Origin of the sequence: Undibacterium sp. TJN19 (assembly GCF_049339485.1) — a bacterium.
Lineage (GTDB): Bacteria > Pseudomonadota > Gammaproteobacteria > Burkholderiales > Burkholderiaceae_D > Undibacterium.
In genome coordinates, this window is the sequence record NZ_JBMPPL010000002.1 from 432,264 (window position 1) to 455,770 (window position 23,507).

Sequence of the window (23,507 nt, forward strand, 5' to 3'; positions counted from 1 at the left end):
GTCTGAATGTAAGGCTGCGCCGTTAAAGCTGATGTTTAGCATATTAAGCCCGAATTGACCTGTATCAGCCCGTTTATTGCGGAAACCGACAACGAATTAGATCAATTATTGTTCCCCCGATTATGTCCTTAATTTCTGACAACTTGCAAGCCGTACGTGCGGATATCCACGCTTCTGCCATAGCCGCTGGCCGTGACCCGCAACATATACAATTATTGGCAGTTTCCAAGACCTTTGGTGCCGATGCCGTGATTGAAGCCGCAACAGCCGGCCAGCGCTGTTTTGGTGAGAATTATTTGCAGGAAGCACTCGATAAAATCCAGCAAGTGCAGGCCCAGGCACCACAACTGGTGCTGGAATGGCATTTTATCGGCCCCATACAAAGCAACAAGACCCGCCCCATTGCTGAAAACTTTGCCTGGGTGCATTCCGTCGACCGCCTGAAAATAGCCCAACGCCTGTCAGAACAAAGACCAGCCAGCCTGCCGCCACTCAATATTTGCCTGCAAGTCAATATTAGTGGCGAAGAAAGCAAGAGTGGTGTTTTGCCAGGCGAAGCCTTGGCAATGGCACAGCAAATACTTGCACTGCCAGGCTTGAAGCTGCGTGGCCTCATGGCGGTGCCGGAAGCAACTGATGATTTACAACAGCAGCGGCTGGCATTTCGCCAGATGCAGCAATTAAGCATGCAGATGCAGGCTGCCGGGATAGCGCTCGATACCCTGTCGATGGGCATGAGCAGCGACCTGCATGCCGCCATCGCAGAAGGCACTACCATGGTCCGTATAGGAACAGCCATCTTTGGAAACAGAAACTATGCAAAATAAACTGAAAATCGCCTTCATAGGCGGCGGCAATATGGCCAATGCCCTCATTGGCGGCTTGATTAGCGGGCTGACTTCGGCTGATCACATCCATGTCGTTGATCTGAACCAGCAATCGCTGACAAAGCTGGAAACGGATTTTGGCGTGACGACCTCGCTTGCCATCGATGCCAGATTGTTGCAGATGGATGCCATCATCCTGGCCGTCAAGCCCCAGAACTTGCGTGACGTAGTCAGTCAGCTTGCGCCGCATCTACAGGGACAGTTACTGATTTCCATCGCAGCGGGCATCCGTGCGACCGACATGGCGCGCTGGCTCAACGGCTACGAAAAAATCGTGCGTACCATGCCCAATACACCAGCATTGATAGGCAGGGGCGTGACGGGCTTGTACGCGATGGCAGGCGTCAGTGCCACAGAAAAACAGATGGCTGAACAGATCATGCAAGCCGTAGGGCAGACCACCTGGCTGGAGCAGGAAAACCTGCTGGATGCCGTCACTGCCGTGTCTGGCAGCGGCCCGGCCTATGTGTTCTACTTTATCGAAGCCATGCAGCAAGCTGCGCAAGAGTTGGGCCTGACAGCTGACCAGGGTACGCAACTGGCCATCGCGACCTTCAATGGCGCGGCGCAACTGGCCTTGCATGCGACCGAGCCTGTCTCGACCTTGCGTGAGCGTGTCACTTCCAAAGGGGGCACGACGTACGCAGCCTTAAGCAGTATGGAGGCAGCGGGCATCAAACAAGCCATCGTGGACGCCATCAAGGCCGCAGCAGCACGGGGCAAGGAGCTGGGTGATGAATTTGGCCAGCAGGCCTGAGGAGATAGCATATGGAACTATCAGCAGCCATCCCGATTTTGCGGATTTTTTCTGTCGACAAGGCCAAGGAATTCTATCTGGATTTTCTGGGCTTTACGCTGGTGTGGGAACATCGTTTTGAAGATAATTTCCCCTTGTATGCCGAAGTCAGGCGCTCCGGCCTGACCCTGCATTTAAGTGAACATCATGGCGATGCCACACCGGGTTCGACGATTTTTGTGCCAGTGAAAGAGATAGATGTCTTCCACGCTGAACTGCTGGCCAGAAATTATGGCTATGCCCGCCCCGGTGTCGAGACCGTGGATTGGGGGCGAGTCATGGAAGTGGCTGACCCGTTTGGCAATCGTCTGCGGTTTTGCGAACTGAACAAACAATAGATTCCTGCTTAATTCAATCAGAGTTTCCTAGTCAAGAAAACCAGAGCGGTGCGCTTCTACATACCAGGGTATCGCCTCCTGTATGCCGCCAGCAATCTTGTATTGCGCCTGATAGCCAAGCATGCTGCGTGCCTTACCGACATCAGCCTGGCTATGCCTGACATCGCCCGCACGGAAATCACGGTATTGCGGTGCGTTTGCATAGTCAACCCCGTTGTCATGCAATGCTTCCCTGATGGCAGCGAATAGCTGGTTCAGCGTGGTTCTGTCGCCAAGGGCGACGTTGTATACCTGACCCCTGGCTTCTTCTGTGGCTGTGGCGGCCAGCAGATTGGCTTCGAGCGCATTTTTGATATAGCAAAAGTCGCGGCTGGTTTCGCCATCGCCATTGATGAAAATGTCTTCGCCATTGATCATGGCACCAACCCATTTCGGAATGACAGCGGCATACGCGCCATTCGGGTTTTGCCGTTTGCCAAACACATTGAAATAGCGCAGGCCCGTGGCCTTGAATTGATAAGTACGATAAAACACGTCGGCATATAATTCATTGACCAGCTTGGTCACGGCATACGGTGACAGCGGGCTGCCAATTTTATGCTCGACCTTGGGCAGATCCGGGTGGTCGCCATAGGTAGAGCTGCTGGCCGCATAGGTAAAGCTGCTTGCCTGCGCATCCCTGGCAGCAACCAGCATATTGAGAAAGCCATCAATATTGGTGGCATTCGTCGTGATCGGGTCATTGATACTGCGCGGGACAGAACCCAGCGCCGCCTGGTGCAAGACATAATCGACACCCAGGCAGGCTCGCTGGCAATCTACAAGCTGGCGTATGTCACCCTTTATAAACTGAAAATTCGCCCATTGTTCTGACGTGACCTGGGTTTGCACTTCATCCAGGTTTCTTTGAAAACCGGTGGCGAAATTATCGAGGCCCGTGACTTTCTGGTTCAGCTTCAAAAGGCGTTCGAGCAGGTTGCTGCCAATGAAACCGGCGACCCCAGTCACCAGCCAGGTTTTAGGCTGGGCCAGCAGTTGCGCTTCCAGGGTTGCTATGGCTGTAATGGTTGTTATCGTCATACTCAAATTTAAAGACGTAAATCGCTTGCTTCGACGGGGAACAGGTATTTCAGGTCATACAAGACATGGCCGGGTTTACCAAACTGGCGTATCGCTTCAACCCCAAGATCGCGGAATTGCTGGTGTGCCACCGCGATGATGATGCCATCATAGGCATGTGCCTTCGGTTGTGTGACTGGCGTTAGTTGATATTCCCTTTGTGCATCTTCTGCACTGACCCAGGGATCATACACATCCACTTCGCAATGGTAATCCTTTAATTCCGTCACAATATCGATGACGCGGGTATTGCGCAAATCAGGGCAGTTTTCCTTGAATGCCAATCCCATGACTAATATATTCGCGCCATCAACCTGGATGCGTCGCTTGGTCATGGCTTTGACAAATTGCGATGCGACATAGGCACCCATGCCGTCATTGAGCCTGCGCCCTGCCAGGATGATTTCAGGGTGATAGCCTATGCTTTCTGCCTTGTGCGTCAGGTAATACGGGTCTACCCCTATGCAATGTCCACCGACCAGACCAGGGCGAAATGGCAGAAAATTCCACTTGCTACCAGCGGCCTGCAAGACCGCTTCGGTATCGATGCCCATCTTGTTAAATATTAGCGCCAGCTCATTGATGAGGGCGATGTTCAGATCGCGCTGGGTGTTTTCTATGACCTTGGCTGCTTCGGCCACTTTGATAGACGGTGCCCGGTGGGTGCCAGCGATGATAATTTCGGAATACAGTGCATCGACCAGATCAGCAATGTCAGGCGTCGAACCAGACACCACTTTCTTGATGGTGGTGACGCGATGTTCCTTGTCGCCGGGGTTGATGCGTTCCGGGCTATAGCCGCAGTAAAAATCCTGATTGAATTTCAAACCAGAAAAAGCTTCCAACACAGGCACGCAATCATCTTCGGTGCAGCCGGGGTAAACGGTAGATTCAAAAATAACCAGCCCGCCCGGCTGGAGTGCCTTGCCGACCAGCTCACTGGCTTTCAGCAAAGGCGAAAGATCAGGCTGCTTGTGGATATTGATGGGAGTAGGGACGGTAATGATGAAGCAATTGCATTGCTTCAAGGCGTCTGCGTCAGTGGTAAAGCTTAAATGCTGCGCCGCCTGTAATTCTGCCTGCTCGGTTTCCAGCGTATGGTCATGCCCCAGCCGCAATTCGCCAACACGCTTGGTATTGATATCAAAACCTACCACAGAACGTTTTTTGCCAAATTCGACAGCCAGTGGCAGACCCACGTAGCCCAATCCGATAACGGCGAGTTTTATGTCAGATAATTTCATGAAAGGCGTCTCGTTTCAGCATTATGCTTCTTTATCAGTCGCATTATGCGTGAAAGCCAGGCGTTTGTATGCAGCTTGTTAATATAGTAATATTTTATGCCATGTTTGCCGGTGTCCGAAATCAATCTCGGCACAGGCTCCCTAGTGCGGATGCTGATGATGCATGTCGGGGTAATGCGGGTGCGTGTGTCTAAGCTGGCCATGCTGGTGCTGATGTGTATGCGGTTCTTTACCATCCCAGGCAAAATCATGTTCATGCTGGTGATGCTCATCATGCGTATGGGCATGGGCATGCAACTGCGGGTCGTGCTGATGGTCATGCGCATGATGTTCACTCAAATGCAGCCAGATACCCACCGCCATCAATACCAGGGCAAGCCAAAACAGCGGGCCTGGCTGTTCGCCCAGCAGTAGCAGTGACATTGCTGCGCCGACAAATGGCGCAGATGAAAAATAGGCTCCGGTACGCGCAGCACCCAGATGGCGTAAGGCCAGTACAAACATCACCAGACTCAAGCCATAGCCGCAAAAACCGATCAGGCCTATGGAGACTAATTTTTCTGGCTGGGGCAACCGGTAATGCAATAGCAGGGCTATGGCAAGATTCACAGCACCAGCAACCAGGCCCTTCAAGCACGCAATTTGCAAGGCATCACCAGCGGCAATCTTGCGTGTCAGGTTGTTGTCGAGTGCCCAGCACAGGCAGGCGGCAATAATGGCCAGTGCACCCCACGGTACACCCAGCACTGGAATCTGCTCCCACGACAACAGTGCACCGGCAATGACAATCAAACCCATGCCTGCAACGATGCGGCGGTCAAAATTTTCCCTGAACACAAACCAGGCCAGCAAGGCGGTCAGCACACTTTCCATATTCAGTAGCAATGATGCAGACGAGGCCGGTGTCATGCTCAGACCCAGCATCAACAACACCGGGCCCATTACACCGCCAGCCAGGATGGCACCTGCAAGCCAGGGAATATCTTGCCGCACAATGCCAGCGCGGCTTTTATTCTTGTCATGGACAAGCATGTTCTGAACAACAAAGACGATCAGCAAACCCAAGCCACTACCCAGATACAGTGTGCCAGCCAGCATGACGGGTGCGATACCTGTGGCCAGGGTTTTGGCAAAAGGTGTGCTGGCACCAAACAGGGCTGCTGCGATTAACGCGTAAATCACACCTTTATGCATGTATCACCATGTGTTTAAGCTGAAGTAGGAGATTGCTGACAGATTCTGTCGCCTTTGCCTTGTAGATATTACCGGCATAGATTGGTATCTTGCCATACGTTTTAAATGTTTCGAAAAAAACAAAAACAGCCCGAAGATGGATAGCTTCCTCTCAAATATTTGAATTCACAACTTATTTTTACGCATCATGAAAATTATAGAAACAAGAGAAATACTTTTATACTGCTATGCAGAACTGGACAATGGCGTCACGCCTGGTGTGCCGGTAGATGCACTCGCAGATCGGGTACTCAAAAAGAACATCGATATAGATTCCTACTTCAAGGCCCTGAAGTCAGGTTTCAACAATGGTGAATTTACCATGCTGTCACCTGGCATTATTGCATTGCTGGTTGGCGAACATGCGCCATCCATTGGCTACATATCGGCGTTGACTTGTTAGACATTATTCCATAGTCTCGGAATGTATTTTTACGATGAGATGTATTCGTCTCATCGCGCCGCAGTGAATATCGATTCCTGCTGCAAGCTGGCCTGAACTTCAAAAAGAACCTATCACCGTATGCCATCTTCGATGATGGTTTCCTGACTGACGAGCGCTGTTTGCCTGTCATCGTCGGTGAGCCTGGTGGTTTTCCAGCTGCCTCTGGCAAACCAGCAGATAGCGATGAGTGCGACCACAATATTCGTCACTGGAAACGACCACCACAAGCCATGTGCATGCAACTGCGTATGCTTGGATAATACATAGGCCAGCGGAAACTGTATCATCCACTGCGACACCAGGGCAATGATCATGGCATTGAGCATATTGCCGGAGGCACGAAATGCCGACACGATGCAAAGCTGCACGCCTATGCCACCCCAGGCCAGACACATGATACGCAAAAAGTTCGCCGCCTCGGCAATGACTTCAGCATCATTGGGAATAAAAAAACTGACGATCAAAGGCGCCAGCGCATAGGCAATGACACCCACCACGCTAAGTACTGCAAAGCCGATCAAGGTACCAAGCACAGTAATACGCGAGGCACGCTCAATATTACCTGCCCCGATATTTTGCCCTACCAGTGTGGAAATCGCCATGGAGATACCCATGATAGGTATCGTGATGACTTGCAGAATATTCGCACCGACACCATAAGCAGCAATAGTGACGGTACCAAAACTCGATACCAGGAAAGACATGACGATCAAACCCAGACCGCGCGTGGATAGCTCGACAGAACCTGGCAGGCCGAGAAAGAATGCCCGGCGCACATAGGCAGGGTCAGGTTTCAAGGCGCGCCAGTTCAGTTGTATACCATGCCTGCCGCGCAGAAAAATGATCATGCCTATCATGGCTGCCAGTGCCTGCGTAACCAAAGTTGCATAGGCCGCTCCCATGACACCCAGCGGAGGAATGATATGCCAGCCATAAATGAATAAGGGATCAAGCAGGAAGTTCAGTAACACCGTACCCGAGACGATATACAAAGGTATCCTGGTCTGGCCGACGCCACGCATCAACGCTTGGAACATCGCATAAATGAAAACAAAAATGATGCCGATGAAAGATACGCGCATGAACCCCAGTGCGCCATCGTGCACCGCTGGCTCCACCCCCAGCAGTGTCAGCAAATGCGGTGCCAGGCTATAGCCGGTCAAACCCAGTATCACCGAACTGAGGGCGACCATGACCATAGTCTGCGCAGCAATATGGTTGACCATGTCTTGCCGGCCTGCCCCCACATACTGCGCAGTCAGCGTCGCACCTGCCATAGCCAGGCCTGATCCCAGCGCAATGACGAGAAAAGTGACTGGAAAGCTGATGGAAATCGCCGCTACCGCCGAGGCCCCCAGTCGACCAACCCAAAACGCATCGGTAAGCTGATAACCAGTCTGCAAGATGTTTCCCAGAATAATTGGCAGCGCCAGCGTGGCAAGTGCTTTGGTAATCGGGCCTTCCAGGAAAAGCTTTTGGCGTTCCACTTGATGTCCTTTAATGGCTGTTATCTGTTAGCTCAACATAGTGCACAGTGGTAAACATTATGCGACAGTAGCAAGCAGGGGATTGTACGGCATCGAACATTTATCGATTCGGTCTCTCACTACAGGGCAGGTAACAGTGTACGTCAAGCCATCGACATAATTGACGAAATGGAAAAAAGGGACTGTATCCGCCAATGAAAATACCCAACAAATCCAGTTCGGGTTTTGTCGGGTATCGGGTAATGCATTGTGAAACAAAGCTTTCAGGCACATGCCATGCTCAAAAGCTTTTCTGCTTGTTTTCAACTTGCTGACGATGCAGGCAGGTTTTTGGAGATATGGCTAGTATTTGCAGTCCTGCCATAATTGGGAAAGAAACCTGCCATCGACATATCGAGTGCGGCAGATTGAATCTGGCGCAAACCAGGCAGGTAATTAAAGCTGAAACCTGTACATGCAGTCAGCATGTTTTTAGCGAGTTCTTGCTGGTTTTGACAGGTTTTTGCAAACGTTGCATCCCATGATTCATTGAATGCGCCAGATTTCTCCGCAGCCCTGAAGGCGTTCGCGGTTTCATGTTGTTCTTGTGCGGCTTTGTCCATTGCTATTCCCCTTCCTCACTGTGTTTAAACTGGGTTTCAATGCAGTACAGGCAGGGCGGCACTGACAAATTCTTCACCTGCCTGCATCGCTGCTTCTTCGCTGATGTACAAGTCTTCATCGGGGTGGTGAACCAGGATGCCATTGACTTCAACGCCTACGGTCCATCCATTTCCATATTCTGTTGTAGTGAGACTTACTGTTGCCCTTGAAGCGCCTTTTCCCGTACCTCTGGTGATAATCATTTTGTTCCCTTCATTCTCGATTTGCTTTATTTGTTTTATCTCACCTTGTTCCCAAGTAGGTTCAAAGTGAGTTCCATGCACTTATTTTATTAATTTGTGTTATCTGCCGCTATCGGAATGAAGTGCCTATCCTTGTAAGAGAATGCCGCCTGACTTGGGATGTTGCTATTCAAGCCTGGCAAAGCAAAGAGGCCAGGTTGATCACCTGGCCTCTTTGCTTTGCTGCTGATGTTAGCGCACGAAGAGTGCAATCAGAATGATGATGGGAATGGGGATGCCTAACATCCAGAGTATGAGTGAACGCATGATTTTCTCCTGATAATGACTTGCTTGAAAAGTGGATCGATAGTTGTTGGTAATTACTTAAACAGCATGGGCATTAATGATCAGATGCGCAGCGTCACGACGTTTGCCGCCCAGTGTCGCTGCCAGCGCGGCCACAAATGCGCCACACAGCAAACCAATGAATACCCACAGCGCAGCATAGGCAGCGGCTTTACGGGCTTGATCGGCAGCTTCACGGGCTTTTTGCTCAGCCATCGTTTTAGCAGCCTCTACCTTGTTAAACAGATCGGTAACACGCTTCTCAGCATCGGCTGGTGCCATGCCTGTGCGTTTTGCAACCACTTGCGCCAGATATTGTTTATCTTCAGCACTCAAGCTGCCAGTACGCCAGCCATTTACCAGGATGCGGCCTGTTTCAGCGCGTGAATTACTATCAAGAGTTGCATCTACCGGTGTAGCCGTCGCTGGGTCAACGCGGAACAGGCTATCTACTGTATAGGCTGTCAAGCCGTTGTCATGATTGCCGGCACTGCCAGAGGGTGATTTTGACAGCATTTCAGGACCTGCTGTATTCGCCAAGCTCGCCACCGCCGTGCCAGCACCAGTCGCTACTGCTGCCGTTGCCGTTGCGCCTGTGGATGCGATATTGGCGACTGCGCTACCCAATATTGCCGCAGCAGTCAGGGTAGCAATAGCCCAGCTCAACAAGCCATGCGCAGTATCACGGAAATAAACTTCATCAGTATGCACTGCTGCCCATTTGGTGCGCAAACGGCCTGCCAGATACCCACCAATTGCACCGGCTGCTATTTGTGTGAAAGCAAGCCAGATGATGGAAGATTTGCCTAGCGTCGACGCGTCAATGCCATGATTGCTCCACGGTGAAATGGCAGAAAAACCCAGGCCGGCTCCAAGTACCAGCAAGATTAGTGACAATGCAGCGGCAGATGCCGCGCCTGCAAAGATAGCTGCCCAGGATACGCCCGAAGTGGCGGCTTCTTGAGCAGGGTAAGCGGGGTAAGAAACATCAGCTTCGTTATTCATATGACCTCCATGTAAAATTGTAGTGTTACAAAATCACGCAAATGTGTATGTGCGCCATGGCACTTAACAGCGATTTTTTCCAAAAAAATTCAGCAGGCGGATAATTTTTTGCATGATGCTTTGCTTGACAACAATTTATTTGGCGAGTCGTCAATATCTGGTTTTCCTATCGAAAACGCCTACCCATCAGCAAGTCAACAATGAGAATAACAACAGAAAAAAATGAGCCAGATTTTTTTCTTTTTTATTCTATCGATCTGGAAATTCATGTGCGTACATAATGAGTTCAAATCGAGTTTCAAACTGAGTTTCAAACTGAGTTTCAAATACAGGCTTATGTGCGATAGCGCACATCATCAATCAATTCACGGTGCTACATTCGCTCATCTCAATCAGCCTTGTAATCACCATGCCTATTACCTTGAATTGCGATTTAAATACCAGGCCAGTAAGCCTGCGTCATCCGTGGCGTACTTGCGTGGGTAGTGGCCATGCGACACTTGCGCTGCGTGCTGACTGGCAGGCACAGCTACGGCAGGTTCATGACGATCTTGGTTTTCAATACATCCGCTTTCATGGTTTACTTGATGACGACATGGGCACGCTGATTTGCCAGAGCAATCAATTCGTCTATTCCTTTTTCAATGCAGATCAGATTTTTGATTTTCTTGTTTCCATAGGTATGCGACCTGTTGTTGAAATGTCGTTCATGCCGTCGACGTTGTCCTCGGGGGGCGATATCGTCTTTCATTACAAGGGCAATATCACGCCACCACGTCACCCTGAAGAATGGGGTGAGCTCATGCGTCGTCTGGCCGCGCATTGGGTAGACAGGTACGGTATCGACGAAGTCGCACAATGGTATTTTGAAGTGTGGAACGAACCTAACCTGCCCGCTTTCTGGACAGGGGGGCAGCAAGCCTATTTTGACCTGTATGAAACCACGGTCAAGGCGATCAAGGGTGTGGATACCCGTTTGCGGGTAGGTGGGCCAGCTTCAGCAGGCAATGCGTGGATACCTGAATTCCAGGAATTTTGCAAATCCCGTGATTTGCCTGCTGACTTCATCAGCACGCATTATTATCCGACCGATGCCTTTGGCGAAATCGGTGCCGATACGGTGACCCAGCTTGAACACGCGCCGCTGGACGTCATGCGTGAACGTGCCCTGAGCGCAAAAGCCCAGGCAGAAGGAAAACCTTTGTTGTACACCGAGTGGAATATCACCTCCAACCCGCGTGACCCCCAGCATGATGGCTCTTTTGCCGCTGCGCTGGCGACCCGCATTGTCATGGGCGTGGATGACGTGGTTGATGCCTATAGCTACTGGACATTTTCCGACATCTTTGAAGAAAATTATTTCCCCAGCCAGCCTTTCCATGGTGGCTTTGGCCTGATGACCTTGCATGGCATAAAGAAGCCCATTTATCAGGCGTTGGCGATGGTTGCCAAGCTGGGCGAACGCCATTATCCGGTACCACAATCGCATCCCAACGTTATGCTATGGATAGGCGATGCGCATGTATTGTGCATCAACCAGGCGATGCCACGTCACGGCATCAGAGAAGAAACGATCGCACTGACACTCCAGCTACAGCCGGGCCAGCGGGCGCGCAAGGTGGACATTCATCGTATTGATGCAGACAATGCCAATCCTGCTGCCCTGTGGCAGCAATGGGGTGAACCGGGTTACCTGTCGACAGAGCAGGTTACCAGTCTGAAACTGGCTTCGGAACCGCAAGCTGTCAATGTCGAATTCACCAGCACGGCAGCGACCTTGAGCATGTCGTTTACCGCTGCTGCACAATCCGTCAATTTGCTCGCCATTGAGTGGGAGTCGGCCTGATCATGGACGATACCAATTTACTGACCTCTCTGCAAAGAGATTCTTTCGATTATTTCATTCACGAAGTCAATACTGCCAATGGGCTGATACGTGACAAGACAGCCGATAACTGGCCAGCCAGCATCGCCGCGGTAGGCATGGCGCTGACTGTCTATACGATAGGCGTGGAACGCGGCTTCATGTCGCGTGGCCATGCTGCGCAACGCACTCTCACTACCTTGCAATTTTTTGCTGACAGCGAGCAGGGCACGGGTGCCAATGCGACTGGCTATAAAGGTTTTTATTATCATTTCCTGGATATGGAAACCGGGCGCCGCGCCTGGGATTGTGAATTGTCCAGCATTGATACAGGTCTGCTACTGGCGGGCGTGCTGACGTCTGCACAATATTTTACGCAGGACAATGCGATCGAGCAAAAAATCCGTGAACTTGCTGACATGCTTTATCGACGGGTTGACTGGCAATGGATGCTGGCCGGATCGCAACTGATTTGTCATGGATGGAAGCCTGAAACCGGCTTCCTGCAATGGCACTGGGAAGGGTATGACGAAGCTCTGATCCTGTATTTGCTGGCACTGGGTTCCCCGACATTTCCTATCGGGCCAGATAGCTATGCTGCGTGGACCACCAGCTATGAATGGAAATGTATTTACGATATTGAATATCTGTATGCGGGGCCGTTGTTCATACACCAGATGTCTCATCTATGGGTGGATTTTCGCAATATCCGCGATGACTTCATGCGCACACATGATGCTGATTATTTTGAAAACAGCCGCCGTGCGACGCTGATACAACAGCAGTATGCAATCAAAAACCCCATGGGTTTCGAGCAATATAATGCCCTTTGCTGGGGTGTGACAGCCAGTGACGGGCCTGGCAATCTGGTCAAGAAAATCCGTGGCGTTGAGCGGCTGTTCTTTGACTATGTTGCACGTGGCGCACCTTTTGGCCCGGATGATGGCACGCTGGCACCCTGGGCAGTGGCAGCCTGCCTGCCATTTGCGCCAGAAATTGTCTTGCCCAGCATTTCACACTTCCAGCATCTGCGCCTGCGCGAAGTCAATCCCTATGGTTTCAAGGCTTCGTTTTCCCCCACTTTCCAGGCGGAAGAAACACATAAGGCAGGCTGGGTATCACCCTATCATTTCGGTATCAATGAAGGCCCCACGGTCATCATGATAGAAAACCATCTGCATGATTTTCCGTGGAAAATGATGCGCGAAAATCCTTACATCCATGCAGGTCTGATCAGCGCGGGCTTTGACGGCGGCTGGCTTGCCGCTGGAAAAACATCTGTTCAGAATGCAAACACTGCAAACACTGCAAACAATATCAACAAGGCAAACCCATCAGCCTTATCTGAGGACGAAAAAATATGAATATCCGGCTAGATGGAAAAGTAGCCCTGGTCACAGGCGGCAGTGGTGGCATAGGCCAGGCGATTGCCCGCTCGCTGGCGGCATCGGGTGCGGCGGTGGGGGTTAACTATATCGGTAATCGCGCATCTGCTGATGCAACAGTGAGTGGTATTACAGATGCCGGTGGCAAGGCGATTGCACTGGAGGCTGATATCGCCGACATGGCCGCCGTCCAGGCCATGTTTGCGCAACTTGATACCACACTGGGTTCGCCCGACATACTCATCAATTGCGCTGGTATTGATGGCCACGGTGCGCTGAGCTGGGATATTGACCCTGTCGCATGGCGACGTGTCATCGAGGTCAATCTGTTTGGCAGTTTTTATTGCTCCCGGCAGGCACTGCAACGCATGGTGCCGCGCAAGAACGGCGTCATACTGAATATCAGTTCAGTGCATGAAACCATCGCCTGGACCGGTTATAGCGCCTATACCTCAAGCAAAGCAGCTCTGTCGATGCTGACCAAGACCATGGCGCAGGAGGCTGCCCCTTTTGGCATCCGCGTGCTGGCAGTCGCGCCCGGCGCCATACAGACGGATATCAACAAAAGTGTATGGAGTGACCCTGAACAAATGCGTGATCTGGCCGAAAAAATCCCCCTGGGCCGCATGGGCCAGGTGCAGGAAATCGCCGGTCTTGTCACCTTCCTGGTATCCGACGGTGGCTCCTACGTTACCGGCACAACGGTATTCGCCGATGGCGGCATGACTGATTATCCTGATTTTTCGCACGGCGGATAATTTATAAAGTACCGACCCAGGCCAGTGCATCATCTGCAAACCGGCGTAGCAGGTGTGACAACTCGCGCACTTCTTCCGGTTTCCAGCCCGACAGCAAATTTTCTATGATTTTCTGGCGCGCAGCATCGAGCGCGTCAGTCATGATTTTTCCCTTGTCGGTAATGATGGCTGCGCGCACCCGGCCATCTTGCGGGCTGGGGCAACGGGCAACCAGACCCAGGCTTTCCAGTTTGCTTACCTGCCGGCTGACCGTGGTGTAATCACGACCTGCCAACTCGGCCAACTCAACGATGCCAAGCGGACCCTGGCGTTCTATGCGTGCCAGCAAAGGGAAAAGCGCACGGTCCAGGTCAACCCCTGCGGCTTCTATCAGCGCGCTATCAGGCTGAGGGCGATTCAACACGCCTGTCAGGTCGAGCAAGGCTCCCCGCAATTCACGAATATCTTTTTTCATAAAAATTCATTTTCCTGTTCAATCTTTTTATATGTGTATAATGCACATATATTCTGCATTGATGCTATCGCCTATATGTCTGATCAATTTGGAATTACCCATGCCTAACAACATAGTACAGGAGCGCAATCATGAAAGCAGCACTCGTCAAAGAACCCGGTACAGCGCCGGTTTACGCTGATTTTATTGAACCGGTTGCAACGGAAGGCATTGAGCGCATTACGGTGCAAGCATCGGCGTTGAGCCAAGTCACCAAAAGCCGTGCATCCGGCAAGCACTATAGCTCGTCCGCGCAATCGGCTTTCGTACCCGGCATCGATGGTACAGGTTTGCGTGCTGATGGCACACGCGTCTACTTCGTATTGCCTGAAGCACCCTATGGCGGCATGGCAGAATATTGCCTGGTCAAGACGGCACATTGTATTCCCTTGCCAGAGACTCTCGATGCTGTCTCTGCCGCAGCAATCGCTATTCCTGGCATGTCTGCCTGGGCTGCCTTGCAGGAACGTGGCAGGTTGCTCAAAGGCGAAACCGTATTGATCAACGGTGCAACCGGCGTGTCTGGCCGTTTGGCCGTACAGATCGCCAAATATCTGGGAGCAGGCAAGGTCATTGCCACCGGGCGCAATACCGCCGTGCTGGATACACTGCACGCGCTTGGGGCTGATGTGACGATCCATCTCTTGCAAGAACAAGCAGCTCTTGAACATGCTTTCCAGCAGCAATTTCAACAAGGTGTTGATATTGTCCTCGATTACCTGTGGGGCGAAAGTGCAGAATTGTTGCTGGTATCTGCTGCCAGGGCAGCGCCAGAAGCTGTTCCCATCCGCTTTATCCAGATTGGTGCTGCCAGCGGCAGCGACATCAATTTGCCCAGCGCCGTGTTGCGCTCATCTTCTATCGAACTGATGGGCAGTGGCATCGGCAGTATCCCCATGCCGCGCATCTTTGAATCGATCAGGCAAGTGCTTGAGGCTGCTGTTCCCGGTGGCTTTGTGATTGCAACAAAGCCCGTTCCTTTGTCAGAAGTAGAAAGTCACTGGGCTAATGATGAAAGTGCAGCACGGCTGGTATTTACCGTGGCCTGATATGTCAATGCCTGGGCTCATGCATTGTTATGCATCGCTTTCCCTGCCCATCAGATCGTCTATCATCGCAATCCAGCTTTCGTCATTTGACGCCTGGGCGTGTTGATAAGATTCTTGCAAAGCGTCTGAGAACAATGCCAGGTTTTTTTGAATGACGTCATACGCTTCGCCCGCACCTGGCCAGTTGGGGTCTGCCAAAAAGCTGATGATGTCGAGCTGGCACGCATGGCTTATTGGCGCTTCTGCCAGAACGTCGATCAGGCCTGGCCATGTATATTTGCCCAGGCTGATGCACTGGCTTACTATTTTTCTGGCCAATTGATCATCCTGTTTTTGATGTCTCAGATAGGCGATGGCGCGCTGGTATTCAAAACCTTCCCAGCCCAGACGGTCGCACCATGCTTCCAGTTCCAAAGCTTGTGGATCAGGCATTAGCCATGTATTTTCTTCCTCAGTTGCCTGTCCTGTAAGGACGTCAACAGGGGAAGCTGATTCCTGTTCCTGGATAAGAAATTTCTTGTCGGACGAAAAACGTGCAAGTACTTCCATCCCCAGAGACAGGAACACATCGCGGCGATGCGCAAAGAAGGCAGCATGTTCCAATTCATACGCGAAAACCCTCGCATGCACGGGTGCCAGTCTGGCATGCATCTCTGCCAGGACAGGGCTATCACCATTAAAAGTCAGGTCCTGCTCCAGCACCTTCAGCAGGGCACCTGTATGCAGATTGTGCAAACCCAGTGCGCCAGCAGCGACACCAAGGCGCACGCTGGTATAGGGATCTTTCCAGGTCGTATTGCGCACACCGTAAAAAGTCAGTGCCGCGTTCTTTTTCAGTGCCCAGGGTCCTGATTCAATCACTTCCATTTTTGCTGGTGGCGTATTGCCGGGCCAGCAAAATTCCAGAAAATCCGTCACATAGGGCGATGTATTGTCGCCAGGCATATTGATGGAGAAATGATTTTGCAGGATTTCCACGCCATGCTCAAAACGTACAAGCTGGGTGTTTTGTTTCAGTTCATCAAATGCGCGTGCATCGACAAAACGGCATTGCTGCTCATCAAACTGTGCCCCGTGTTGATTCACGCGATCAATTTCATTGCCAGCGATACCGTCAAAGCCTTGTAAAAATCCTCTCAGGATTTCGCTTAAATCGATTGCAGGATTTAATACCGCCCATAGTTCGGCTACACCATTTTTGATCTTTAACACGCCTTATCCTTGCATTGAATATGAATCTTGTGAATCTACACAATCTACAGCAGCAATCTATAATATTCCAGCCCCTGATAATCCATAATATCAATAATGTACGCTATCGCACTGAGTGAAATTGATCTCGGCGTATAGTGCTTTCATATCATTGATTGACGGGTCATGCTGGCTCACGCGATGAAATCTTTAAGCGATTCCCCACCATGAGCGCAGCAGATATTATCCGCAAACATTGGCCTTTATACCTGATTGAAGCCGGTGGCCTTGGCGTATTCATGCTGGCTGCCGGGCTCGCCTGCTCTGCGCTGGAAGCACCTGCATCACCGCTGCATGTCATGCTGACTTCGGCCTTGTTGCGGCGTTTTCTGATGGGGCTGGCGATGGGTGGCACTGCTGTCGCATTGATTTATTCTCCCTGGGGTGCCCGTTCAGGGGCGCATTTCAATCCCGCCCTGACACTGAGCTTTGCCATGATGGGCAAGATAAGCCGCATTGACGCTGTAGGCTATGTGGTCGCACAATTCCTTGGTGGCCTGTGCGGGGTGCTGTTGACGCTAGCCCTGGTTGGTGCACCGTTTGCCCGACCACCTGTGTCATTCGTGGTTACCACACCTGGGCAATATGGAACAGCCATCGCCTTCATGCTGGAAGTGCTGATTTCGGCAATGTTGATGGGCGTAAGCTTATACGCAAGCAACAAGGCCAGTTTGATGAAGTACACGGGTCTGCTGTGCGGCATGTTGATCGTCCTGTTCGTGACCTTTGAGTCACCGTATTCAGGCATGAGCATGAATCCTGCGCGTACTGTGGCATCGGCCATTCCCAGCGGGATATGGACTGCGGGATGGCTGTATTTTATCGCGCCACCAGGAGGCATGTTCATTGCGGCATGGATCTACTGCCGTTTCCACCCGCGTCATGTGATCGCCTGCGCCAAGCTCAATCATGACACTGAAACGCCTTGCCACTTCGAGTGCTGTTTTGCTGCACAGCGCATCCATGTGCCAAGCCTGATGCGCCGTGCGCGCTCTTGCAATCTCCTTCGCGATACCCTTTAGGAAGCATCTCAATATGGACAAGCACTACGACATTATCATCATCGGTACCGGTGCCGGCGGGGGCACGCTGGCCCATAGCCTGGCACCGACAGGCAAACGCATCTTGCTGATCGAGCGCGGTGATTTTCTGAAACGGGAACAGGACAACTGGAGCCCCGACGCCGTTTTCGTCAAAGCCAAATACCAGGCGAAGGAAATCTGGCATGATCAGCACGGCAAGGCATTTCATCCTGGCATTCATTATTTCGTGGGTGGCAATACCAAATTCTATGGTGCGGCCTTGTTCCGGTTGCGGGAATCCGATTTCGGTGAAATAAGACACCACGGCGGCATTTCACCGGCCTGGCCGATTTCTTATGCAGATCTGGAACCTTATTATTGTGCTGCAGAAAAACTGTATCAGGTGCATGGAACCCGTGGGCTGGATCCGACAGAGCCGCCAGCTTCTGCGCCATATCCTTATACTGCGGTAAGTCATGAACCAAGGGTCGCGCAGTTATCCGATGCGCTCAAGGCACAGGGGTTGCACCCCTTTCCTTTGCCACTCGGTATCATGCTGGACCAGGATGATGAAGGCCAGCCGACAAGGCATAGCAAGTGCATACGTTGCAGCGCTTTCGACGGCTTCCCTTGTATGCTTGATGCCAAGGCAGATGCGCATATCATCTGTGTTGAGCCTGCATTAAAATACCCCAATGTCACCTTGCTGACCAATGCCTATGCAGAAAAACTCGGTACTGATGCCAGCGGACGTATCGTCGATAGCGTTCATGTACGGCACGATGGCAAGGATGAAGTGTATAGCGCCGACATCGTCGTCGTGTCATGTGGTGCAATCAATTCTGCGGCCCTGCTGTTGCGCTCTGCTTCACCGCAACATCCAAATGGTCTGGCGAATGGCTCAGACGTCGTGGGGCGTCACTACATGCGGCACAATAATTCTGCCCTGATGGCAGTCAGCCTGAAACGTAATGAAACGGTATTCCAAAAGACCCTGGCGATCAATGATTTTTATGCCGGTGCACCTGATTGGGATTATCCGCTTGGACATATTCAAATGCTGGGCAAGTCACATGGCGATACCATCAAAGGGGAATTACCGGCCTGGTTGCCGTTCAAACCGCATTTTGCGCTGGAAGAAATCGCTGAACATTCTGTCGATTTCTGGCTGACCTCAGAAGACTTGCCAGACCCTGACAACCGCGTGACGCTTGATGAAAACGGCGGCATCGTCTTGTCGCTGAATCCAAATAACATGGAGGCGCATCACAGGCTCAAGATCAAGCTGAAAGAAATGCTGACCCACATGGACTTGCACCCGCATTTATGGGAGCGCAGTTTATATCTGGGCCAGAATATTCCTATCGGTGGCACCGCGCATCAGAACGGCACGATACGCTTTGGCCATGATCCGGCAACATCGGCACTGGATGTTAATTGCAAGGCGCATGAGGTGGATAACCTGTATGTCGTCGATGCCAGTTTCTTTGTATCCTGCGGCGCAGTCAATCCTTCATTGACGATTATTGCCAATGCACTGCGTGTTGCAGACCATCTGCGGAATCGCCTTGCCTGATCGTAATTAATTTGCACTAAGGCTTCAATCGCACAGGGATGGCGGCAGCGGCACCGATATTGAAATAGGGTCTGGTCGCCAGTCGCAAGCCACGGGCCATCTGCGCATTGGCGAAGCCTCCTGGTTCAAGTTCCAGATCTACTGTCTCGCCTGTGAGTTTGAAGGACTTTATCCGGTTGGCAGCGATGGTTTTGCCGTCGGCTTGCCTGAGCAGTATATCGTTGGCGCTTAGTCGCGAACGCTGGCGGATAAACCAGTTGCTCTCATTTTCTGCTTGTTCCAGATGGACCGTAAAATGCAAATGTCTAAGCTTGTGCAGGGATGCATTTTCCAGTGTGATTTTCCGGGTCAGTGGCGTGCTGCCACGCTTGACGACTGTCAGTGATGCTGTGTCTTCTTCGGTGTAGTAACGGCTATCCATTTTTGACGTGTCAGTTTTATGACCTATGCTGTCTATCTGGATTGTGACGCCTGTCACGGGGTCAGAGAAAACATCGCCGGCTTGCCAGGTCGCACCCTGCTCATAGCCATCGAGACTCTTGTCAATGGGGCGCCAGATACCCGTCAGATTGCGTTCGCCTCCTACTTCGGGGCTGTGATAATACTGCTTTGATATGATCTGCAATACGGGCTTCTCGCCACTCTTTGGCAATGATGTATCAACACGATACAGCAACACGCCAGCATGCTTGACTTGCTGGTCACCGCTGTTCACGCCCAGCCTGGTACGAAATTCAGCGATGTAAGCCGTCGACAAGCCCGTGCGTACGACGAGCATTTTGCTGCCGCCCGGCGTTTCAACCGGGCTGATGACATGATGACTGGGGTCTCCACCGGGCTGGCTGACGACATCAACCTGATCGTCGCGTATCCAGTGCATTTTCCATTTATGCCATGCAAGAAAATCATTGGATTGCCCGCCGATATTGCCCATCATGTCCCATCCGCCGACGTAGAAGAAGCGATCAACATCCTGCCCCTTGATCTTGGGCTCATACATATACAAGTCGGGCAGGCCAAAAGTGTGGCCAGTTTCGTGGATCAGCCAGCGGTAACCCCAGTAAAACAAGTCATTCCCGGCGGTAACGAAGGTGTCCAAAGTGTGTGCCTTGCCGTCGTGGTCAACCAGCACGACGCGCGAAGGCAGGTCTGCCTGCCCCATGTACTGGTCATTGATATTGGCTGGCCCGTTCGGCAAGCCGGACTTGCCTTGCGCAGGCACAATCAGCAGCAGATCATAGTCATCCACGCGGATGCCATAGCGCTCATAGGCGAGTTGCGCAACATCATGGCAATAGTGGAACATATCGCCGGTGTCTTCCATGCTGCCGCCCCATTTATATTCGTTGGCGTTTTTTCCCAGCATCAGCCAGTCCAGTTTGCGGTGATGCTGGGGCGCGAGCAATTTAAGTTGCAACTGCCCGTAAGATGAAGTACTGAACCAGGCAGCAGCTGGCTGCAAATAATTCAGGTAAGGGGCGAATTGCTGATAGGGTGTTTCTGCATCAGCCGCTTTACGGTCAGGAAATTCAACAAACAGTACCAGCATCGTTTTCGTACGCAGGGAAGGTGTAGTTGCCATGCTGCCCTTTTTTGCAATCTGGCGTCCGCTGGTATCGCGATCTGGCGTGGTATCGCTAAAGCGGTATAAACCGCGTTGCCCGGTCAGGGTATCGACATAGTTCGGGTCGCTGACAATGGTATTCCAGCCTTCGTCGGTCCAGCCGCTGGTGCCGATCAGGTGGCCGTTTTCAGATGGTTCTCCCTGCCTCAATACCGGTATTGCCCGGCTTGCACTGAACTTCCCAAATGGGCGGCTTGCTATGCTGGTGCCGTCAGCGCTGATACGGGCAAAAACGACTGCACTGAGCGATATCGATAGTTCGTTGTCATTGACCCTGAAGTCTAGAATATCGCTTGCCGCAACGATCAAGCCATCAGCACGCCTGATCATGATGTCGTTCGCGGTGATACCCGTCAACGGCAAGCTGCTGTGCAGTTTGATATTCGTAAGACCTTGAAACACGGCGTGATCCAGTTTTACATTACGCCTGGATTCAGCGAACGACGCTGACGACCCACATACCGATAATACGAATGCCATGAGCAGCCACACTGCCAGCAGGTGCCTCGTCGTTTGGAAGTACTTGCTCATGCCGTCACCTCATCTGATTTCATATATTTCCTGAACCAGTCAATACGGCGTAACCAGCTATCGATGCGATGAGCACGTTCGCGGAAGCTGCCATGGCCTTCACGTGGATAAATCGCCAGCTCTGTGTTGACGCCGCGTTCTCGCAAGGCTGCGTAAAATTGCTGTGCCTCACTGGGTGGTGTGCAGCGATCATCGCGACCATGTATGAATAGTGTAGGAGTCACCGGATCATGTGCGTGCATCTGCATCAGCGGTGAACGTTCAGTGGCAATATGCATATTGGCCTCTTCCATCAACGGCCCGCCATTGATGAAGGCGTGAAAATCATGTTCGCAGCCATAATGGCAACTGATATGGCTGGAAATGGACGATACAGATACGGCTGCCTTGAAACGCTGCGTGGTCGCCACTGCCCAGTTGGTCAGGTAGCCGCCGTAACTGCTGCCTGTAACGCCCAGTCGGCCTGCATCAGCCAAGCCCAGCGCGATGCAATGATCGATGCCGGCCTGTATATCATCGAATTCGGCACCTGCCGGATCACCCAGGTTCATACGCGCAAACTTCTGCCCCCAGCCTGTATTGCCGCGATAGTTCGGTAGAAAAACTGCAAAACCAGCTGACACATACGGCAAGGCATTGCCGGTATTGAAACTGTATTTGTTTGCATAGCTGGGGCCGCCGTGGATATCGACTATCATCGGTAGTGGTGATGAACCGCGATTGCGCGGCAACAAGACCAGGGCTTCCAGCGCGAGGCCATCCTTGCCACACCATGTTATATGACGTACTTCTGGATAATCTGGGAGCAAAGAAACGGTATGTGGGTTCAGATTGCTGATGCGCGTCCATTCAGGCTCATGCAGCTGCTTCCAGCAAATTTCTGGCGGCATGCCTGTCGATTCGTGTACGGTAGCAATAGTCTTTCCATCAAGCGATGCAATGACGCGGGCGGTATAGCCGTTTTCTGCAAGCGTCGCGTTTTCCCGTTGTTGCCATGCAATCTCACCATCGACTGACATCACGCCAAATATTGTTCCCAGACGGTCCCAGCCAGCAAACAACAATTTGCTGTTGTCCAGCCATTGGATAGAGTTCAGGTTCGATTGCCGCTCGCGGCCATGAACCGATACTCGCCCGGTAACCAGATCAAGTAGGCTCAAGTCACCGGCCACCAGGCCACGGTCACTGGCCCAGGCTTCCACAAAAGCGAGCTTGCTGCCATCAGGGCAGGTGGCCAGTCCCTGCAACTGCCAGGCAGGGGTGTGCAAAACTGTCGTTGCGCGATCAGCGAAATCAATCTGCAACAACTGCGCATGATGCCAGCCACGCTCGCTTGCATCGCGTGAAGCAATGGCGACTGCGCCACCCGGTACCAGGTCAAACTCCCATACGCTATGCGCGCAGGGGCCGACTTCTTCTGTCGTACCGCATGCGAGCATGACCCGGAATAACCGGCGGCGTACCGCATCACCACGTGTAATCTCAGGTTCCTGCGCGTCACCCCACCAGATCCTGGTGGCGGCGCGTGTGGCACCGCCATTCAAGCCGCGGTCGGCAGACAGTACGACGATAAAGTCGCCATCGGCAGACCAGCGCAAATCCTCTATCGTTCCGGGGATCTGGCCTATGCCTATTACTTCGCCCGACGCTGCAAGCAGGAAAAGAGCAAATTTGCCCGGGCAATCGCGGTCAGAAGCAAAGGCCAGCCTGTCGTCGCAAGGCGAGGGCCTGACAAGTAGGGCAGTTTGCGGGCCGTCAGTGAGTTGTCGTGCGCCAGTTGCGTCGAATCGCCAGATGTGGCTTGGGTTTGGCGATCCGGCCTCGCTGCTGGCGTTTCGAATGGTGGCAAACACGGCAGCGCCATCACGGGCGAAACACAGATTGGAAGCAAAGCGTAAACGGGCAAGTACATCAAGAGTTGCTTCTATTGTCATTGAATATTCCTTGGTAATGGTGCGCGCGTAGCGTTTGGCATGGCCTGGCTTAGCGGCAAATAAATGCAGCAAAGTTAATCACCATGCTTAAAAAAGTGCTTGATGCTTGTACACGATTATTTGCTCGAAATCGGCACAATCGCCAAGTCATAGCAGTTATACAAGTCGCTGTGCTGATTTCGGCATCGGCACGATGGGGAATCGTCAAGACGCGGCAGCTGTGCTTCTGCAATACTGGCTCAGCTCATGGGAAACGACATGCACATGGCAAAGAGTTCATGCTTGCCCGGAGCATGC

21 protein-coding genes are annotated in these 23,507 nt (G+C 52.1%); 10 read left to right on the forward strand and 11 right to left on the reverse strand.

Translation table 11 applies throughout. The annotated features are described in order from the left end of the window. Positions 1–122 precede the first annotated feature (122 nt). Genes ACO0LH_RS10150 through ACO0LH_RS10160 form a run of 3 tightly spaced genes read left to right on the forward strand, consistent with a single transcriptional unit; the run spans position 123 to position 2,021 of the window. Positions 123–827 carry a YggS family pyridoxal phosphate-dependent enzyme gene (locus tag ACO0LH_RS10150; protein WP_422940952.1) on the forward strand — a complete coding sequence of 235 codons (705 nt, stop codon included), beginning with the start codon at positions 123–125 and terminating at the stop codon, positions 825–827. Then, a complete protein-coding gene (proC, locus tag ACO0LH_RS10155) occupies positions 817–1,644 on the forward strand; it encodes a pyrroline-5-carboxylate reductase (RefSeq protein WP_422940953.1) in 828 nt (275 codons plus the stop codon). Before ACO0LH_RS10150 ends, proC begins: the two co-directional genes overlap by 11 nt. A gap of 11 nt (positions 1,645–1,655) precedes the next feature. Further along, on the forward strand, positions 1,656–2,021 hold the full coding sequence (locus tag ACO0LH_RS10160; protein ID WP_422940954.1) for a glyoxalase superfamily protein: 366 nt from the start codon (positions 1,656–1,658) through the stop codon (positions 2,019–2,021). A 27-nt stretch (positions 2,022–2,048) separates the two neighbouring features. Here the strand turns inward: ACO0LH_RS10160 and ACO0LH_RS10165 are convergent, their stop codons facing one another. The 3 genes from ACO0LH_RS10165 to ACO0LH_RS10175 form a co-directional block, all read right to left on the reverse strand. After that, positions 2,049–3,101: an NAD-dependent epimerase/dehydratase family protein gene (locus tag ACO0LH_RS10165; RefSeq protein WP_422940955.1), complete on the reverse strand. Its 1,053-nt coding sequence runs from the start codon at positions 3,099–3,101 to the stop codon at positions 2,049–2,051. Between the two features lie 8 nt (positions 3,102–3,109). Next, positions 3,110–4,384: a Vi polysaccharide biosynthesis UDP-N-acetylglucosamine C-6 dehydrogenase TviB gene (tviB, locus tag ACO0LH_RS10170; protein WP_422940956.1), complete on the reverse strand. Its 1,275-nt coding sequence runs from the start codon at positions 4,382–4,384 to the stop codon at positions 3,110–3,112. Between the two features lie 141 nt (positions 4,385–4,525). Then, positions 4,526–5,578, reverse strand: coding sequence for a DMT family transporter (locus tag ACO0LH_RS10175; protein WP_422940957.1), 1,053 nt, complete (start codon positions 5,576–5,578; stop codon positions 4,526–4,528). 187 nt (positions 5,579–5,765) lie between these two features. On the opposite strand from ACO0LH_RS10175, the gene ACO0LH_RS10180 reads away from it, so the two are divergent. Further along, positions 5,766–6,020: a hypothetical protein gene (locus tag ACO0LH_RS10180; RefSeq protein ID WP_422940958.1), complete on the forward strand. Its 255-nt coding sequence runs from the start codon at positions 5,766–5,768 to the stop codon at positions 6,018–6,020. Between the two features lie 113 nt (positions 6,021–6,133). On the opposite strand, the gene ACO0LH_RS10185 is transcribed toward ACO0LH_RS10180, so the two are convergent. The 4 genes from ACO0LH_RS10185 to ACO0LH_RS10200 form a co-directional block, all read right to left on the reverse strand. After that, positions 6,134–7,549 (reverse strand): MATE family efflux transporter, encoded by a 1,416-nt coding sequence (locus ACO0LH_RS10185; protein WP_422940959.1) that lies wholly within the window; start codon positions 7,547–7,549, stop codon positions 6,134–6,136. 302 nt (positions 7,550–7,851) lie between these two features. Next, the gene (locus ACO0LH_RS10190) at positions 7,852–8,151 is read right to left on the reverse strand and encodes a hypothetical protein (protein WP_422940960.1); all 300 of its coding nucleotides are present in this window, start codon (positions 8,149–8,151) and stop codon (positions 7,852–7,854) included. A gap of 36 nt (positions 8,152–8,187) precedes the next feature. Then, a complete protein-coding gene (locus ACO0LH_RS10195; protein ID WP_422940961.1) occupies positions 8,188–8,394 on the reverse strand; it encodes a hypothetical protein in 207 nt (68 codons plus the stop codon). Between the two features lie 363 nt (positions 8,395–8,757). Then, the gene (locus tag ACO0LH_RS10200; RefSeq protein WP_422940962.1) at positions 8,758–9,723 is read right to left on the reverse strand and encodes a hypothetical protein; all 966 of its coding nucleotides are present in this window, start codon (positions 9,721–9,723) and stop codon (positions 8,758–8,760) included. Positions 9,724–10,132: 409 nt separating this feature from the next. Between ACO0LH_RS10200 and ACO0LH_RS10205 the strand changes: the two genes are divergently transcribed. Genes ACO0LH_RS10205 through ACO0LH_RS10215 form a run of 3 tightly spaced genes read left to right on the forward strand, consistent with a single transcriptional unit; the run spans position 10,133 to position 13,730 of the window. Beyond that, entirely contained in the window at positions 10,133–11,569 is a 1,437-nt protein-coding gene (locus ACO0LH_RS10205) for a GH39 family glycosyl hydrolase (RefSeq protein ID WP_422940963.1), read from the forward strand. A 2-nt stretch (positions 11,570–11,571) separates the two neighbouring features. Beyond that, the gene (locus ACO0LH_RS10210) at positions 11,572–12,951 is read left to right on the forward strand and encodes a glucoamylase family protein (protein WP_422940964.1); all 1,380 of its coding nucleotides are present in this window, start codon (positions 11,572–11,574) and stop codon (positions 12,949–12,951) included. Further along, positions 12,948–13,730 carry a glucose 1-dehydrogenase gene (locus ACO0LH_RS10215; protein ID WP_422940965.1) on the forward strand — a complete coding sequence of 261 codons (783 nt, stop codon included), beginning with the start codon at positions 12,948–12,950 and terminating at the stop codon, positions 13,728–13,730. The genes ACO0LH_RS10210 and ACO0LH_RS10215 overlap by 4 nt, the downstream gene beginning before the upstream one ends. Position 13,731: 1 nt before the next feature. On the opposite strand, the gene ACO0LH_RS10220 is transcribed toward ACO0LH_RS10215, so the two are convergent. Beyond that, the gene (locus ACO0LH_RS10220) at positions 13,732–14,184 is read right to left on the reverse strand and encodes a MarR family winged helix-turn-helix transcriptional regulator (protein ID WP_422940966.1); all 453 of its coding nucleotides are present in this window, start codon (positions 14,182–14,184) and stop codon (positions 13,732–13,734) included. A 131-nt stretch (positions 14,185–14,315) separates the two neighbouring features. On the opposite strand from ACO0LH_RS10220, the gene ACO0LH_RS10225 reads away from it, so the two are divergent. Then, positions 14,316–15,272, forward strand: a complete 957-nt coding sequence (locus ACO0LH_RS10225) for a quinone oxidoreductase family protein (RefSeq protein WP_422940967.1) — start codon at positions 14,316–14,318, stop codon at positions 15,270–15,272. Positions 15,273–15,299: 27 nt separating this feature from the next. On the opposite strand, the gene ACO0LH_RS10230 is transcribed toward ACO0LH_RS10225, so the two are convergent. Beyond that, positions 15,300–16,484, reverse strand: coding sequence for a hypothetical protein (locus ACO0LH_RS10230; protein WP_422940968.1), 1,185 nt, complete (start codon positions 16,482–16,484; stop codon positions 15,300–15,302). Positions 16,485–16,690: 206 nt separating this feature from the next. Between ACO0LH_RS10230 and ACO0LH_RS10235 the strand changes: the two genes are divergently transcribed. Next, complete coding sequence (locus tag ACO0LH_RS10235) at positions 16,691–17,545, forward strand: MIP/aquaporin family protein (protein ID WP_422940969.1); 855 nt, start codon at positions 16,691–16,693, stop codon at positions 17,543–17,545. A gap of 13 nt (positions 17,546–17,558) precedes the next feature. Continuing rightward, positions 17,559–19,121 (forward strand): GMC oxidoreductase, encoded by a 1,563-nt coding sequence (locus ACO0LH_RS10240; RefSeq protein ID WP_422940970.1) that lies wholly within the window; start codon positions 17,559–17,561, stop codon positions 19,119–19,121. A 16-nt stretch (positions 19,122–19,137) separates the two neighbouring features. On the opposite strand, the gene ACO0LH_RS10245 is transcribed toward ACO0LH_RS10240, so the two are convergent. Both ACO0LH_RS10245 and ACO0LH_RS10250 read right to left on the reverse strand, forming a co-directional pair. Next, positions 19,138–21,276: a hypothetical protein gene (locus tag ACO0LH_RS10245; protein WP_422940971.1), complete on the reverse strand. Its 2,139-nt coding sequence runs from the start codon at positions 21,274–21,276 to the stop codon at positions 19,138–19,140. Further along, positions 21,273–23,210 carry a prolyl oligopeptidase family serine peptidase gene (locus ACO0LH_RS10250; protein ID WP_422940972.1) on the reverse strand — a complete coding sequence of 646 codons (1,938 nt, stop codon included), beginning with the start codon at positions 23,208–23,210 and terminating at the stop codon, positions 21,273–21,275. Before ACO0LH_RS10250 ends, ACO0LH_RS10245 begins: the two co-directional genes overlap by 4 nt. Between the last annotated feature and the right edge of the window lie 297 nt (positions 23,211–23,507).

Excerpts from the sequence above, each read along its gene's own strand:
- ACO0LH_RS10205 (WP_422940963.1), top strand. The coding sequence starts at position 10,133 with ATGCCTATTACCTTGAATTGCGATTTAAATACCAGGCCAGTAAGCCTG.
- ACO0LH_RS10190 (WP_422940960.1), bottom strand. The coding sequence starts at position 8,151 with ATGGACAAAGCCGCACAAGAACAACATGAAACCGCGAACGCCTTCAGG.
- ACO0LH_RS10250 (WP_422940972.1), bottom strand. The coding sequence starts at position 23,210 with ATGACAATAGAAGCAACTCTTGATGTACTTGCCCGTTTACGCTTTGCT.
- ACO0LH_RS10225 (WP_422940967.1), top strand. The coding sequence starts at position 14,316 with ATGAAAGCAGCACTCGTCAAAGAACCCGGTACAGCGCCGGTTTACGCT.
- ACO0LH_RS10220 (WP_422940966.1), bottom strand. The coding sequence starts at position 14,184 with ATGAAAAAAGATATTCGTGAATTGCGGGGAGCCTTGCTCGACCTGACA.
- ACO0LH_RS10235 (WP_422940969.1), top strand. The coding sequence starts at position 16,691 with ATGAGCGCAGCAGATATTATCCGCAAACATTGGCCTTTATACCTGATT.
- ACO0LH_RS10200 (WP_422940962.1), bottom strand. The coding sequence starts at position 9,723 with ATGAATAACGAAGCTGATGTTTCTTACCCCGCTTACCCTGCTCAAGAA.
- ACO0LH_RS10150 (WP_422940952.1), top strand. The coding sequence starts at position 123 with ATGTCCTTAATTTCTGACAACTTGCAAGCCGTACGTGCGGATATCCAC.
- ACO0LH_RS10160 (WP_422940954.1), top strand. The coding sequence starts at position 1,656 with ATGGAACTATCAGCAGCCATCCCGATTTTGCGGATTTTTTCTGTCGAC.
- ACO0LH_RS10240 (WP_422940970.1), top strand. The coding sequence starts at position 17,559 with ATGGACAAGCACTACGACATTATCATCATCGGTACCGGTGCCGGCGGG.
- ACO0LH_RS10175 (WP_422940957.1), bottom strand. The coding sequence starts at position 5,578 with ATGCATAAAGGTGTGATTTACGCGTTAATCGCAGCAGCCCTGTTTGGT.
- tviB (WP_422940956.1), bottom strand. The coding sequence starts at position 4,384 with ATGAAATTATCTGACATAAAACTCGCCGTTATCGGATTGGGCTACGTG.
- ACO0LH_RS10245 (WP_422940971.1), bottom strand. The coding sequence starts at position 21,276 with ATGAGCAAGTACTTCCAAACGACGAGGCACCTGCTGGCAGTGTGGCTG.
- ACO0LH_RS10215 (WP_422940965.1), top strand. The coding sequence starts at position 12,948 with ATGAATATCCGGCTAGATGGAAAAGTAGCCCTGGTCACAGGCGGCAGT.
- ACO0LH_RS10165 (WP_422940955.1), bottom strand. The coding sequence starts at position 3,101 with ATGACGATAACAACCATTACAGCCATAGCAACCCTGGAAGCGCAACTG.
- proC (WP_422940953.1), top strand. The coding sequence starts at position 817 with ATGCAAAATAAACTGAAAATCGCCTTCATAGGCGGCGGCAATATGGCC.
- ACO0LH_RS10180 (WP_422940958.1), top strand. The coding sequence starts at position 5,766 with ATGAAAATTATAGAAACAAGAGAAATACTTTTATACTGCTATGCAGAA.
- ACO0LH_RS10195 (WP_422940961.1), bottom strand. The coding sequence starts at position 8,394 with ATGATTATCACCAGAGGTACGGGAAAAGGCGCTTCAAGGGCAACAGTA.
- ACO0LH_RS10210 (WP_422940964.1), top strand. The coding sequence starts at position 11,572 with ATGGACGATACCAATTTACTGACCTCTCTGCAAAGAGATTCTTTCGAT.